Genomic DNA, 13,696 nt, shown 5'->3' with positions numbered 1-13,696 from the left:
GGTGGGGTCGCGTCAGGCCCGAGGACCCTGCCAGAAGGTCCCGTCCCTGTCGAAGAGGAACGCGACCTCGTCGCCCGCGAGCGACACCCAGCGCCGGACGTGCTCCTCCGTCGGAGGGCCGGTCCTCCGGAGCCACTCGGCGGCAGCACGACGCAAAGCGGCATGGGCGTCCGCGACGGGCGTCTTCCCTGTCTCGAACACGTCCACGAGCTCCGCCCAGGCGATGAACATGCCTCCGCAGAGCGTCATCGTCTGATGCACCAGGGGTGGGAAGAGCGCGTTGGCCACCTCGTACGCCTGCCAGGGATCCTCGGCCTCGAGGATCTGCCGGGCGCCCGGGTCGACGAGCTCGCTCAGGAGGGCGGCATCGCGCGCAGCCTCGTCAGTCACGTCGTCCACGACGCCAACTCTAGGTGCGGCGGCGAGCGGGCGGGGGCTGTCACCGGACATGAGAACAGCGCGTGCCGCGCAGGGGGCAGGCGGCACGCGCTGTCAAAGAAAATGATGCACCTTCACATACCCAGAGTCAATGACCTCGGGTCGACGAGTTCGAGATCATCCTCGGCGCGACCATGATGACACGCCGCTCCCGGGCATACCAGGGCAGAACCGGCGGCATGGCCGACGGGAGGACGTCGGGTAACCTTGAGGCGCTCCCCGCGCCCGTAGCTCAGGGGATAGAGCACCGCTCTCCTAAAGCGGGTGTCGGCAGTTCGAATCTGCCCGGGCGCACAGTGCAGGACCAGCACCACCCGTCAGACCCGTCAGCCCTCTCAGAGGGGCCACCCGCGCACCTCGTCGAGGACCTCGAGCGCAGCGCGCCTGCCCACCGCGGCGAGGGCGGGGTTCGTCACCTCGTAGTAGTCCCAGGCGCCGACACCGAAGCGGAACGCCCAGGCCCGGCCTCGCGCCCAGGTGCCGTCGTCGGCGCCGCTCGCCTCCCGGAACACCTGCCGGGTGTCCGCGTCGAGCACGGTCCAGCCGGGCATGAGGTCGCACGCCGGATCGCCCGTGCCGCACCCGCCGAAGTCGATGACCGCGCTCAGCCGCCCGTCGACCGTGAGCAGGTTGGCGGGCAGCAGGTCGCCGTGCACCCACACCGCGTCACCGGTCCACGGCGGCAGCGTGAGGACGTGCTCCCAGTACGCGAAGGCCAGGTCAGGGTCGAGCGCACCGGCGTCACCCCGACGGGCGATGTCCTCCCGCGTGCCCTCATCGCTCGCGGACGCGAGCCCGCCGCGGAACGACACGGGCCCACCGGCGAGCGGGACCCCCTCCAGCGCGCGCACGAAGCGCCCCAGCACCTCCGCGGCCGCCTCGAGGTCGTCGGGAGGCGCGACCGTCGCGTCGACGCCGTCCAGCCATCGGTACACGGACCACGGCAGCGGGAACGCCTCGCTCTCGCGCCCGAGACCGACGGGCACCGGCACCTGCAGGGGCAGCGACGGGGCGAGGTGCGGCAACCACCGCTGCTCCTTCGCCACCTGGCGGGCCGCCGACGGGATCCGGGGCAGGCGGACCACCAGCTCGTCTCCCAGCCGGAACATGGCGTTGTCGGTCCCGGACGACGGCACCCGTGCGACCGGGAGGTCGGCCCAGGCCGGGAGCTGGTCGGCGACCAGCGCGGCCACCAGCTCCTCGTCGATGTCGAGCTCGTCGGCGTGCATCCTCACCGGACGCCCCACAGGTGCCCCTCCCTGAGCCTCGTGCCCGCGGCAGTGCCACGAGCGGATCGGCGGGTCACGCTACCAGCGGGCCCGACACGGTCAGCGCCCGGTGGCAGAATCGGCGCATGCCGCAGACCCCGCCGCCCACGTCCCCCTCCTCCCCCGGCACCGCCGTCGACCCGACCGCCAGCGCGCAGGCCGCGCAGCCGGCCCTCCACGTCGAGCGCACGGGGACGCGCCGCTACGTCGGCCGTTCTGAGCGCGGTGGCGTCGTCGAGCTCGGCGGGGCGGACGTCCCGGGGACGTTCACCCCGGGAGAGCTGCTGAAGATCGCCCTCGCCGGGTGCACGGCCTTCTCCTCCGACGCGCCGCTCGCCCGCCGCCTCGGCGACGACTTCGAGTCCGTCGTGCACGTCTCCGGCGCCAAGGACGCCGACGAGGAGCGCTACCCGGAGCTCGTCGAGCGCCTCGAGGTGGACCTCAGCGGGCTCGACGAGGAGTCCCGCGAGCGCCTGCTCACCGTGGTGCGCAGGGCCATCGACCAGGCGTGCACCGTCGGGCGGACGCTCACGAGCGGGGCTACCGTCAGTCTGAGCATCGACTCCGTCGACCAGCACGACTGACCCGCCAGGGTCACGAGTCCCCACCCGTCCCCAGGAGGCACAGCGTGGCCGCGAGCGTCACCCCGTACCGCACCCCCGTCATCGATGCCGCCCTCGACCGTGCGGTGACCATGCCGTCGGCGACCATCCGGGGGCACGTCGACGCGTTGCGACGCCGGAACCCGGAGGCGACGCCGGAGCGGATCATCGAGCTCCTCGGCAAGGAGTACGTGCGCGTCATGCAGGGCGCCGGCGGGGCGGTAGGTGCCGCCGCGGCCGTCCCCGGCATCGGGACGGGCGTGAGCCTCGCACTGAGCAGCGGTGACGTCGCGACGTTCTTCGCGGCGTCGTCGGCGTACGCGCTGGCCGTCGCCGAGGTCCACGGCATCGAGGTGCACGACGTCGAGCGGCGCCGCGCGCTGCTCCTCGCGACGGTCCTCGGGGACTCGGGCGCCCAGGCCGTCACCGACGCGTCGGGCCGGTCCGTCAACGCGTGGGGGACGGCGCTGCTCACCACCATGCCGCGGAGCACCCTGAAGCAGGTCAACCGGGTGCTCGCCAAGCGGTTCGTCAAGCGGCAGCTCGTCAAGCAGGGCTCGTTGACGGTCGGCCGGATCATCCCCTTCGGGATCGGCGCCGTCATCGGCATCACCGGCGGCCGGGCGCTGGCGCGAACCGTCGTCGAGCAGGCCACGAAGGCCTTCGGTCCCCCGCCCGCGGAGTTCGTGCGGCCCACCGTGATCGAGGGCTAGTGACCCGCCGGCCCGTCCACGTCTCCCGCGTGGTGCCCCTGCCCGCGGACGAGGCGTTCGCGCTCCTCGCGGACCCGCGCCACCACGGACGGTGGATCCCGCTGACCAGTGGGACGTTCCCCGACCACCCGCCGGGCCCGCTGCCCGTCGGTGCGGAGTTCACCATGGTGAGCACCCCGGGGATCGTCGACCGGATGCGGGTGACGACCCTCGACACCGTCCCGCCCCGTGACGGCGACGGTCCGCCGATGCTCCGCACGACGTTGCGCAAGGTCGGCCCCCTGCTCCTCGGGGTCGCGGGCATCAGCGCCGCACCCGTGACGCCCACCTCGAGCCGGGTCACCTGGTGGGAGGACGTGCACCTCGCGGGCCCGGTCCCCGCGGCGCTCACGCGGGCTGCGGCGGCCCCCGCCCTCCTCGGCATGACCACCCTCGCCCTCTGGCGCGCCGCACGCGAGATCCGACGCGGCGTACCCTCTCACCACGAGCATCACCCTCCGACACCCCGGGAGCCCCCAGAATGACGACGCGCACCTACCTCATGTGCCGGCCCGAGCACTTCACCGTGAGCTACGAGATCAACCCGTGGATGAACAAGCACAACCCCACGGACACCGCTCTGGCCGTCAAGCAGTGGGAGTCGCTGCGGGACACGTACCTCGACCTCGGTCACACCATCGAGTACATCGACCCCATCGAGGGTCTGCCGGACATGGTGTACGCCGCGAACGGTGCCACCGTCGTCGACGGCATCGTCTACGGCGCACGGTTCACGTACCCCGAGCGCCAGCCCGAGGGACCGGCGTTCCTCCAGTGGTTCGCGGACCGCGGGTACGAGGTGCACGACGCGGTGGAGCGCAACGAGGGCGAGGGCGACATCCTCACCGTCGGCCCCCGCGTGCTCGCCGGCACCGGGTTCCGCACGTCCGTGACGGCCCACGCCGAGGCGGCCCGCCTGTGGAACCGCGAGGTCGTCACCCTCGAGCTCGTCGACCCCCGCTTCTACCACCTCGACACGGCGATCATCGTCCTCGAGGGCACCGACGGGAAGCCGGTCAGCACCGACAACCAGCGCGGCACGTCGCCCGAGGGTCAGATCGCCTACTACCCGGAGGCGTTCTCCCCCGCCGCCCAGGAGGTCCTCGCCGAGCTCTACCCCGACGCGGTGCGCGCGAGCGAGGCCGACGCCGTGGTCCTCGGCCTCAACGGTGTGAGCGACGGGCAGCACGTGGTCCTCAACCCGCGCGCCACGCGCCTCATGGCGCAGCTCACCGAGCGCGGCTACGACGCGATCGGCGTCGACACGTCCGAGCTCCTCCTCGGTGGGGGTGGCGCCAAGTGCTGCACCCTCGAGCTCCGCGGGCGCTGAGCACACCATGACGGGCGTGGGGGCGCACGGCAGGCTGGCGAACAACTACGACCCCCTCCCGGTGACGGTCGTCACCGCGGAGGGGGCGTGGGTCACCGGGGACGACGGGCACCGGTACCTCGACCTCCTCGCCGGGTACTCGGCGCTGAACTTCGGGCACCGGCACCCGCAGCTCGTGGCGGCCGCCCAGGACCAGCTGGGTCGGGTGACCCTCACGTCACGGGCCTTCCGGCACGACCTCCTCGATCCGTTCGCGTCTGCGCTGTGCGCCCTCGTCGGGCCGTCCCTGCGTGGCGAACCGATGATGCTCCCCATGAACACCGGTGCCGAGGCCGTGGAGACCGCGATCAAGGCGGTCCGCAAGTGGGGCCACCGCCGCGGGATCACCGAGCCGACCGTCGTCGTCGCGCAGGACAACTTCCACGGCCGGACCACCACGCTCGTGTCCTTCTCCACGGACGAGGAGGCCCGGGCAGGTTACGGCCCGTACACCCCCGGCTTCCGCGTCGTGCCCTTCGGTGACGTCGAGGCGGTGGCCGCCGCGATCGACGAGACCACCGTCGCCGTCCTCATGGAGCCCGTCCAGGGCGAGGCCGGGGTGGTCGTCCCACCCCCCGGGTTCTGGCCCGCCCTGCGGGCGCTGTGCGACGACGCCGACGTGCTCCTCGTCGCCGACGAGATCCAGTCCGGTCTCGGACGCACGGGCACCACCCTCGCGTGCGACCTGTGGGGCGTGCAGCCCGACCTCGTGACCCTCGGCAAGGCCCTGGGCGGCGGCATCGTCCCCGTGAGCGCCGTCGTGGGCCGCTCCGACGTCCTCGACGTCTTCACCCCGGGCACGCACGGCTCGACGTTCGGGGGGAACCCCCTGGCGTGCGCGGTGGGCCTCGCCGTCGTCGAGCTCCTCGCCGACGGCAGCGTCGTCGAGGAGGCACGCCGCCTGGGCGAGCGCATGCAGACGCGCCTCGACGACCTCGTCGCGGACGAGCTCGTCGTCGACGTCCGCGGCGCCGGGCTCTGGGCGGGGATCGACGTCGACGAGACCCGCGGGTCGGGGCGCGACGTGTGCCTGGCCCTCCTCGAGCGCGGTGTGCTCGCGAAGGACACGCACGGGTCGACGCTGCGCCTCGCCCCACCGCTGACCATCGCGGAACGTGACCTCGACGACGGCCTCGAGCACCTCGCGGACGTCCTCTCCGCCCTCTGACCGGACCGCGCGTCGGGCGACCCGAGCGTCCTCCCGACAGACCACTTTCCTGACGGATCGTAGGAAAGGTGTAGCCAGCGGGACGCCCGCAGGTGGACGATGTCGGCATGACAGAGCTCGCCATCGAGGCGCACGGCCTCGTCAAGCACTTCGGCACCACGCGCGCCGTCGACGGCATCGACCTCTCGGTCCGCGCCGGCACCGTCTACGGGGTCCTCGGCCCCAACGGGGCGGGCAAGACCACCGCCGTCCGGATGCTCGCCACCCTCCTGCGCCCCGACGCCGGGACCGCACGCGTCCTCGGGAGGGACGTCGTCACCGAGGCCGACGCCGTCCGCGGCCTCGTCGGCCTCACCGGCCAGTACGCCTCCGTCGACGAGGACCTCACCGCCACCGAGAACCTCGTCGTCCTCTCCCGCCTCTACGGCTTCAGCAGGCCCGCCGCGCGGGCGCGCGCCGCCGACCTCCTCGGCGCGTTCGAGCTCACCGAGGCCGCAGGCCGCCAGGTGAAGACCTTCTCCGGGGGCATGCGGCGACGCATCGACCTCGCGGCGAGCCTCGTGATGAGCCCCGTCGTGCTGTTCCTCGACGAACCCACCACGGGCCTCGACCCGCGCAGCCGCAACGACGTGTGGGACATCGTCCGCGTGCTCGTCGCCGACGGCGCCACCGTCCTGCTCACCACCCAGTACCTCGACGAGGCGGACCAGCTCGCGGACCGCATCGCCGTCATCGACCACGGCAGGGTCATCGCGGAAGGCACCGCGTCGGAGCTCAAGAGCTCCGTCGGCTCCGGCACGGTGCACCTGCGTCTCGCCGACGCGGCGCAGCGGGAGAACGCCGCGCGGATCGTCGCCGAGGCCCTCCACGACGGCACACCCATCAGGGACGACGCCGGGGACATCGGTGTCGTCACCCTGCCTGCCGACACCTACGCGCTCTCCGCCCGCGTCGACTCGTCCCCCGAGGGACGCGCCCGCGCGCACACCATCCTCCCGCGGCTGCACGACGCCGGCATCCACGTCCCCGAGTTCTCCCTCGGGCAGCCGAGCCTCGACGAGGTGTTCCTCGCCCTCACCGGCGAACCCACGGACCCGCCCTCCCCCACCGCACCCGAGCTCTCGACGGAGGCGTCATGAGCACCGCCCGTCCTGCCGACGACCTGGTCGCCGCCCGCCCCTCCCCCTCCGCGCTGCGGGCGGCGGTCTCCCTGAGCGAGCGGCCCGCTCGACCCTCGGCGTTGAGCACCACCCTGACGTTCGCGTGGCGTGCGCTGCTGAAGATCAAGCACGTACCCGAGCAGCTCTTCGACGTGACGCTGACCCCCGTGATCTTCACGCTCATGTTCACGTACCTGTTCGGTGGCGCCATCGCCGGGGACACCTCCACCTACCTGGACTTCCTCCTGCCCGGGATCATCGTCCAGACGGTGCTCGTCGTCACCGTGTACACCGGTTTCACGTTGAACACGGACATCACCAAGGGCGTGTTCGACCGTTTCCGCTCGCTGCCCATCTGGCGCCCGGCGCCCATCGTGGGACCGCTCCTCGGCGACGCGGTCCGGTACACCATCGCGTCCGCGGTCACCCTCGCCCTGGGGCTCGCGCTCGGCTACCGGCCCGCGGGCGGCGCGCTCGGGACCCTCGCGGCCATCGGCCTGCTCCTCGTGTTCGCGTTCGCCCTGAGCTGGGTGTTCACGATCCTCGGCCTGCTCATGCGCACCCCGAACGCCGTCATGGGGGTGTCCATGCTCGTGCTCATGCCACTGACCTTCGCGTCGAACATCTTCGTGGACCCGGCGACCATGCCGTCGGTGCTGCGCGCGTTCGTCGACGTCAACCCGGTGACGCACCTGGTGACGGCCATCCGTGGGCTCATGGGCGGGACCGCGACCTTCGGGGACGTCCTGTGGGTGCTCGTCGTGTCCGCGGTGATGACCGCGGTCTTCGCGCCGATCACCATGCGGATCTACCGCACGCGCAGCTGAGCTCCTGCGCTGGGCGGGATCCCGCGACGCGTCCTGGTCGCGGTGCTCGTTCAGGCGTCCTGGTCGCAGTGCTTGTTCACGACGAGGACGGGGCAGTCCGAGTGGTGCAGCACGGCCTGGCTCGTGGAGCCGAGCAGCAGACCGGCGAAGCCGCCGCGGCCACGCGACCCGACGACGAGGAGGTCGCTCGCGGAGGAGAACTCGGTGAGGAGCTCCGCGCCGGTCCCGTCGAGGACGATGCGTCGGATGGTCACGCCCGGGTGCTCGGCCTCCACGGGGTCGACGATCGCGTCGAGCCCGGCCGCGACGTCGGCGAGGACCTGCTCGTGGTCGATGGCGGCCGGCAGCCACGCGAGGAGCCCGGCCCCGGACCCCACCGGCACGCCGGCGACGGCGACGAGCTCCGCGTCCCACGTCTGCGCGTGACGCACGGCGTGGTGCAGCGCACCGGCGGCCGACGGCGACCCGTCCACGCCGACGACGATGCGTCGCACCGGGTGCTCGGGGTCGCGGCGCCACCGCGGTCGCTGCGGGGCGGACCCGGCGTCGGCCGCCGAGGAGCGGCCCTCGTCGTCGTTGCGCAGCGGGACGACGACCGTCGGGCAGTGGCCGTGCGCGGGGAGCGCCGACGAGACGGTCCCGAGGAGCCGCTCGGCGAACCCGCCACGGCCCCGTGTCCCCACGACGGCGAGCTCGAAGTCCTTGGACATCTCGACGAGCACCCCGGCGGCATCGCCGGTGGCGATGCGGGGGGTGACGGTGACACCAGCGCGGGTTGCGCGGTCGACGGCCTCCTCGAGGACGACCTTGGCGCCGTCCTGGATGGCGGAGTCGTCGAGCGCCGCGTACCCACCGTCGAGGGAGGCCGCCGCGAAGGACGGGAGGGAGTACGAACAGACGATGGTCATGGCCTGACCGCTGCGTGTGGCGAGGGACGTCGCCCAGTCGAGCGCGTGGAGGCTCGCGGCGGAGCCGTCGACTCCGACGAGGATGCCTGCGGACCTGGTCATGTCATGTCTCCCTGGGGTCGTCGATCAGGGCGTTCACTTGCTCCGACTTTACTCTCTCATGACGCCGAGAACGCCCAGCATGACACACCCCGGAACACGGACGAGCCCGGACCACGTGGTGGTCCGGGCTCGTCGTCGTGCGAGGTGAGGCATGGTCAGCCGATGCGGATGAACACCGGGTTCGACTGCCAGATGTCACGGAACTGGATCGTCTTGCCGGGGCGCGGGGCGTCGATCTGGGTGTTGCCGCCGGCGTAGATCGAGATGTGGCCGGGCGAGTAGATGAGGTCACCGGGCTGCGCCTGGTCGCGGGACACGATGGTCCCCGAGTCGCGCTGCGCGGTGGAGGTGCGCGGCAGGGAGATGCCGGCCTGGGCGTACACGTACGCGGTGAAGCCGGAGCAGTCGAACCCGTCCGGGGTGGAGCCGCCGGACACGTAGGGGACACCCACGTAGCGACCGGCGATGTCGATGATGGCCGAGCCTGCGGCGGAGGCCGGGATCTCGGCTGCGGCCTGCGTGACCTCGACGGCTGCGGCGGTCTCGCCGGTCGTGGGGATCGCGGTGCGCTCGGCGGTGCGGGAGGCTGCGGGCGCCTCACGGACGGGCTCGGGCTCCGGTTCCGGCTCGGGCGCGGGGGTGACCGCGAGGTCCGTCTGCTCGATGGTCCACGACGCGTCGGCGGCCACGGTTACCGCGGGAGCCGTGCTCAGCGCGGTGCGGGCCTCCGTGGCGAGGGCGGACACGTCGACGGAGCTGCCGACCTCGGCGGACGCCGGGGCGGAGCCGAGAAGGGACACGAAGATCCCGGAGGAGGCGGCGACGATAGCCGTCCGGCGGCCGACGACGGCAGCGTTCTCCGTCGCAGCGCTCGCGAGAGTGGTCAGCGGGGTGATCGGACGCCGTGCCGCACGGTGACGGGCACGAGTGGTGCTAGTGGTCACGTTCTCTCCAAGTCGCCTACGAGGTCAGCTGTCGGGTTCGGGTAGGAGAAACACCCGGCCTCCGGACCGAGGTCCGGTGGCTTCACCCCGAGGATGCTGCGAGCAGCACCCGAATGTGGGTCCCCCGTCCTTGCCTACGGGTTGTAGTAGAACGAGCGCGGTGACAAGGCTCGGCGTTCCGCACACGTACTCCGTCGAAATTTCACCCGCCGAAGCATGCTGACCGTACCCCACGTACCGGGGGAATGTCACGCTCCGATCACGTGTGACCGTTCTGCACGCGTGACGGTCCTCTCAGGCGTCGACGAAGATGTGCCGCGAGACCTCGTCCGGGAGGTCGAGGACGACCTCGGCGCCCTCGGACGTCACCGCGATCCCGGTGCCGTCCTCGGTGCGCTCCACCGTGATGGACCCGCCCGGGACCACGCCCGCGGACGACAGCCGGGCGAGGAGCTCGGTGTCCGTCTGCAGCGGCTCCCCGAGGCGCGCGACCCGCGCGAGGACCGCGTCGGCGTCGACCCCGCCGGAGGCCGAGCGCGCCGCGAGGAACGCCTTGAGCGGGATGACGCCGTCGAGGAACCCGCCGGGCTCGGCCACCTCCCCGAGCTCGCCGAGACCCGGGATCGGGTTCCCGTACGGGGAGAACTGCGGGTGGTCGAGGAGATCCACCAGGCGCTTCTCCACGCGGTCGCTCATCACGTGCTCCCAGCGGCACGCCTCGTCGTGCACGTACTCCCAGTCCAGACCGATGACGTCGGTGAGGAGCCTCTCGGCGAGCCGGTGCTTGCGCATGACGCGCATCGCCTTGCCGTAGCCCACCTCGGTGAGCTCGAGGTGACGGTCGCCGCTGACCACCACGAGCCCGTCACGCTCCATCCGTGCCACGGTCTGCGACACCGTCGGCCCCGAGTGGCCGAGGCGCTCCGCGATGCGTGCGCGCAGCGGCACGATGCCCTCCTCGGCGAGCTCGTAGATCGTCCGCAGGTACATCTCGGTGGTGTCGATCAGGTCGCTCACGCGTTCCTCCAGTGCGTCAGGTGGGGCCGGCCCGCGGCGGCGCCGGGCCCCGCAGCAGCGCCGAGCCGGCACGGCCGGAGCCCACCGGGAGCCGACGCAGGTCTCCGGGTCCCACCTTATCGTTCCCGCCGGGACGCCCCGGTCCGGCTGGGGACGGACGCGTATCCTGTGCCTCGTGACCCCGACCGCACCCCGCATCCCCGCCCACCTGCTCCCCCGTGACGGCCGCTTCGGGAGCGGGCCGGGCAAGGTCCGCGACGCGCAGCTGGAGGCGCTCGTCGCGACGGGCCGCTCGCTCATGGGCACCTCGCACCGGCAGCCCCCGGTGAAGGACCTCGTCGGCCGGGTGCGCACCGGTGTCGCCGAGCTGTTCTCCCTGCCCGACGGGTACGAGGTCGTGCTCGGCAACGGTGGTTCCACCGCCTTCTGGGACGCGGCGACGTTCGGACTGGTGCGGGAGCGTGCGGCGCACGCCGCGTTCGGCGAGTTCGGCGCAAAATTCGCGGCAGCGACCTCCGGTGCCCCGTTCCTCGCCCCGTCGCTGGTGACGACGAGCGCCCCGGGCACGGTCGTGCTGCCGGGCGCGACGGAGGGCGTGGACGTCTACGCGTGGCCCCACAACGAGACGTCCACGGGCGCCATGGCCCCCGTGCGGCGGGTCGACGGCTCCCTCGAGCAGGGCGCGCTCACCGTCGTGGACGCGACGTCGGGCGCGGGCGGCCTGCCCGTGGACGTGTCCGAGAGCGACGTGTACTACTTCGCCCCGCAGAAGTCCTTCGCGTCCGACGGCGGCCTGTGGCTCGCCGTCCTGTCGCCGGCGGCGGTCGAGCGGGTCGCGGAGATCCACGCGAGCGGGCGGTGGATCCCGGAGTTCCTGTCCCTGCAGACGGCGGTGACGTCGTCGCGCGCGAACCAGACCCTCAACACGCCCGCCGTCGCCACCCTGTTCCTCCTCGCCGAGCAGCTCGACTGGATGCTCGAGCAGGGCGGCCTCGCGTGGGCGACGGAGCGCACCGCCCGGTCCGCGGAGCACCTGTACCGGTGGGCGGAGGACCGCGAGTACACGACGCCCTTCGTCACCGACCCGGCGTCCCGCTCCACGGTGGTCGGCACCGTGGACTTCTCCGACGACGTCGACGCCGCCGCCCTGTCCGCCGCGCTCCGGGCCAACGGCGTGGTGGACGTCGACCCGTACCGCAAGCTCGGCCGCAACCAGCTCCGCGTGGCCATGTTCCCGTCGATCGACCCCTCGGACGTCGAGGCGCTCACCGCCTGCGTCGACCACCTCGTCGAGCACGGCTGAGCCGCTCCGCGCTCAGCGCGAGGAGCTCCGGTCCCTGGCCTCCTGGACGCCCAGGCGGTCCGCCGCCCGACGCCGCGTCTCGGGCCCGTCCGTCCGCAGGTCGTCGGCCTCGTGGTACATGACCTCGACGTGCGGGCGGTGGAACACCTGGTAGCGGACCGTGTACCGCCACCTGCGCCGTGTCCACACCGCCGCGCCCACGGACACGAGCAGCGCGGTGATCGACCCGATGCCGATGGCCCACCGGGCCCCGAGCTCCTCGGCGATCCACCCGACGATCGGCGACCCGATGGGCGTCGCCCCGAGGAAGACCACCATGTAGAGGGACATGACCCGCCCCCGGACCTGCGGGTCGGTGGACATCTGGATGGTCGTGTTGGCGGCGGTCATCATGGTCAGGCTCGCCAGGCCCACGGGGATGCTCGCGAGCGCGTACGACTCGTAGGTGGGCATGAGGGCCATGGCGCCGGTCGCCACCCCGAACGCGAACGCGGCCCCGATGACGAGGCGCACGCGCGGACGCTCGCGCCGGGCGGCGAGGAGCGCGCCGGTGAGCGAGCCCACCGCGAGGACGGACCCGAGGACGCCGTACTCCCCCGCGCCCTTGCCGAACTCCTCCGTCGCCATGACGGCGGACGTCAGCTGGAAGTTCAGCCCGAAGGTCGACACGACGCCGACGACCACGAGGATGACGACGATGTCCGAGCGCCCGCGGACGTACCGGATGCCCTCGCGGATCTGCCCCTTGGACCGTGAGGCCACGGGCATCCGGTTGAGCTCGCGGACGCGCATGTGCATCATCGCGGCGATGGTCGCGGCGAACGTCACGCCGTTGATCACGAAGATCCAGCCGGTCCCCACCATCGCGATGAGCAGGCCCGCGACGCCGGGGCCGACGAGCCGCGCGGCGTTGAAGGACGCCGAGTTGAGGCCGACTGCGTTGGAGAGCTTCTCGATGGGCACCATCTCGGCGACGAAGGTCTGCCGTGCGGGGCCGTCGATCGCGGACGCGCAGCCGAGGAGGGTGGCGAAGACGTAGACGTGCCAGAGCTCGGCGTGGCCGAGGAGGACGAGCGCACCGAGCCCGAGGGCGAGGACGCCCATGGTCCCCTGGGTGGTCATGAGGAGCTTGCGGCGGTCCACCCGGTCGGCGAGGACCCCGGCCCAGGCGGAGAGCGCGAGGACGGGCGCGAACTGCAGGGCGGTGACGACCCCGACGGCGGTGCCGGAGTTGTCGGTGAGGACCGTGAGGACCAGCCAGTCCTGGGCGACGCGCTGCATCCAGGTGCCGATGTTCGCGACGAACGCGGCGGAGAACCAGAGCCGGTAGTTGTAGTACCTCAGGGACGCGAAGGTGGGGCTCATCGGGTGGCGACCCGTGCAAGCAGGGCGCTCGCCTCGAGGAGCGTCCGTCGTTCGTCGTCGGTGAGCAGGCCGAGCTGGCGGGTGAGCCACGCGTCGCGGCGGCGTCGGGTCTCGTCGACCTCGTCACGGCCGGCGTCGGTGAGGTCGACGACCACGAGGCGACGGTCCTCGGTGTCGCCGACCTTGGTGACGAGGCCGAGCTCGACGAGGGTGTTCACGGTGCGGGTCATGGACGGGGGGCGCGTGTGCTCGTGCTCGGCGAGGGCCCCGGGGGTCATGGGGCCCTTCTTGGCGAGTGCGGCGACCACGGAGAACTGGCTCTCGGAGAGGTCGGCCTCGCCGCGCTGGTTGCGCAGGCAGCGCGCGGTGCGCAGGACGGCGACGCGCAGCTCGCCCGCGAGTCGGTCGGGGTCGGGGACGACGGGAGGATCGGGCGGGATCGACATGTTCTTACCGTAGGTCATTACCTAAGG

15 protein-coding genes, 1 tRNA gene and 1 riboswitch are annotated in these 13,696 nt (G+C 72.5%); of the genes, 9 read left to right on the top strand and 7 right to left on the bottom strand.

All coding sequences use genetic code 11. From position 1 onward, the window contains the following. Positions 1 to 12: 12 nt before the first annotated feature. Complete coding sequence (locus JAV76_RS06390) at positions 13 to 399, bottom strand: hypothetical protein (RefSeq protein WP_198733200.1); 387 nt, start codon at positions 397 to 399, stop codon at positions 13 to 15. Between the two features lie 260 nt (positions 400 to 659). Here JAV76_RS06390 and JAV76_RS06385 point away from each other — a divergent pair. Further along, positions 660 to 732: transfer RNA gene (locus tag JAV76_RS06385), tRNA-Arg, on the top strand. Positions 733 to 773: 41 nt separating this feature from the next. Here JAV76_RS06385 and JAV76_RS06380 read toward each other — a convergent pair. Continuing rightward, entirely contained in the window at positions 774 to 1,667 is an 894-nt protein-coding gene (locus tag JAV76_RS06380; protein WP_230401980.1) for an aminoglycoside phosphotransferase family protein, read from the bottom strand. Positions 1,668 to 1,792: 125 nt separating this feature from the next. On the opposite strand from JAV76_RS06380, the gene JAV76_RS06375 reads away from it, so the two are divergent. The 7 genes from JAV76_RS06375 (at position 1,793) to JAV76_RS06345 (ending at position 7,584) form a co-directional block, all read left to right on the top strand. Next, a complete protein-coding gene (locus JAV76_RS06375; protein WP_198733198.1) occupies positions 1,793 to 2,290 on the top strand; it encodes an OsmC family protein in 498 nt (165 codons plus the stop codon). 44 nt (positions 2,291 to 2,334) lie between these two features. Then, positions 2,335 to 3,021, top strand: coding sequence for a hypothetical protein (locus JAV76_RS06370; RefSeq protein WP_198733197.1), 687 nt, complete (start codon positions 2,335 to 2,337; stop codon positions 3,019 to 3,021). Then, positions 3,021 to 3,545: an SRPBCC family protein gene (locus tag JAV76_RS06365; protein WP_198733196.1), complete on the top strand. Its 525-nt coding sequence runs from the start codon at positions 3,021 to 3,023 to the stop codon at positions 3,543 to 3,545. The genes JAV76_RS06370 and JAV76_RS06365 overlap by 1 nt, the downstream gene beginning before the upstream one ends. Then, a complete protein-coding gene (ddaH, locus tag JAV76_RS06360) occupies positions 3,542 to 4,390 on the top strand; it encodes a dimethylargininase (RefSeq protein ID WP_198733195.1) in 849 nt (282 codons plus the stop codon). The genes JAV76_RS06365 and ddaH overlap by 4 nt, the downstream gene beginning before the upstream one ends. Positions 4,391 to 4,397: 7 nt before the next feature. Further along, a complete protein-coding gene (gene rocD / locus JAV76_RS06355; protein WP_198733194.1) occupies positions 4,398 to 5,597 on the top strand; it encodes an ornithine--oxo-acid transaminase in 1,200 nt (399 codons plus the stop codon). A 107-nt stretch (positions 5,598 to 5,704) separates the two neighbouring features. Next, the gene (locus JAV76_RS06350; RefSeq protein WP_198733193.1) at positions 5,705 to 6,736 is read left to right on the top strand and encodes an ATP-binding cassette domain-containing protein; all 1,032 of its coding nucleotides are present in this window, start codon (positions 5,705 to 5,707) and stop codon (positions 6,734 to 6,736) included. Then, positions 6,733 to 7,584 carry an ABC transporter permease gene (locus JAV76_RS06345; protein ID WP_198733192.1) on the top strand — a complete coding sequence of 284 codons (852 nt, stop codon included), beginning with the start codon at positions 6,733 to 6,735 and terminating at the stop codon, positions 7,582 to 7,584. Before JAV76_RS06350 ends, JAV76_RS06345 begins: the two co-directional genes overlap by 4 nt. A 50-nt stretch (positions 7,585 to 7,634) precedes the next feature. Here the strand turns inward: JAV76_RS06345 and JAV76_RS06340 are convergent, their stop codons facing one another. The 3 genes from JAV76_RS06340 to JAV76_RS06330 form a co-directional block, all read right to left on the bottom strand. Continuing rightward, positions 7,635 to 8,594: a universal stress protein gene (locus JAV76_RS06340; protein WP_198733191.1), complete on the bottom strand. Its 960-nt coding sequence runs from the start codon at positions 8,592 to 8,594 to the stop codon at positions 7,635 to 7,637. Positions 8,595 to 8,749: 155 nt separating this feature from the next. Beyond that, positions 8,750 to 9,538 (bottom strand): C40 family peptidase, encoded by a 789-nt coding sequence (locus JAV76_RS06335; protein WP_198733190.1) that lies wholly within the window; start codon positions 9,536 to 9,538, stop codon positions 8,750 to 8,752. Further along, a riboswitch (cyclic di-AMP (ydaO/yuaA leader) is annotated at positions 9,537 to 9,706 on the bottom strand. Its footprint overlaps the gene before it by 2 nt. A 126-nt stretch (positions 9,707 to 9,832) precedes the next feature. Continuing rightward, a complete protein-coding gene (locus tag JAV76_RS06330) occupies positions 9,833 to 10,555 on the bottom strand; it encodes an iron-dependent transcriptional repressor DtxR (protein WP_198733189.1) in 723 nt (240 codons plus the stop codon). 175 nt (positions 10,556 to 10,730) lie between these two features. Between JAV76_RS06330 and serC the strand changes: the two genes are divergently transcribed. After that, positions 10,731 to 11,858 carry a phosphoserine transaminase gene (serC, locus tag JAV76_RS06325; RefSeq protein WP_307844034.1) on the top strand — a complete coding sequence of 376 codons (1,128 nt, stop codon included), beginning with the start codon at positions 10,731 to 10,733 and terminating at the stop codon, positions 11,856 to 11,858. 12 nt (positions 11,859 to 11,870) lie between these two features. Here the strand turns inward: serC and JAV76_RS06320 are convergent, their stop codons facing one another. Further along, positions 11,871 to 13,223, bottom strand: coding sequence for an MFS transporter (locus tag JAV76_RS06320; RefSeq protein WP_198733188.1), 1,353 nt, complete (start codon positions 13,221 to 13,223; stop codon positions 11,871 to 11,873). Continuing rightward, positions 13,220 to 13,687 (bottom strand): MarR family winged helix-turn-helix transcriptional regulator, encoded by a 468-nt coding sequence (locus JAV76_RS06315; protein WP_307844033.1) that lies wholly within the window; start codon positions 13,685 to 13,687, stop codon positions 13,220 to 13,222. The genes JAV76_RS06320 and JAV76_RS06315 overlap by 4 nt, the downstream gene beginning before the upstream one ends. Positions 13,688 to 13,696: the final 9 nt, after the last annotated feature.

This window comes from Sanguibacter suaedae, assembly GCF_016342785.1.
GTDB lineage: Bacteria > Actinomycetota > Actinomycetes > Actinomycetales > Cellulomonadaceae > Sanguibacter > Sanguibacter suaedae.
The sequence above is the reverse complement of the archived record's forward strand: the minus strand, read 5'-3'. Positions and strand labels throughout refer to the sequence as shown.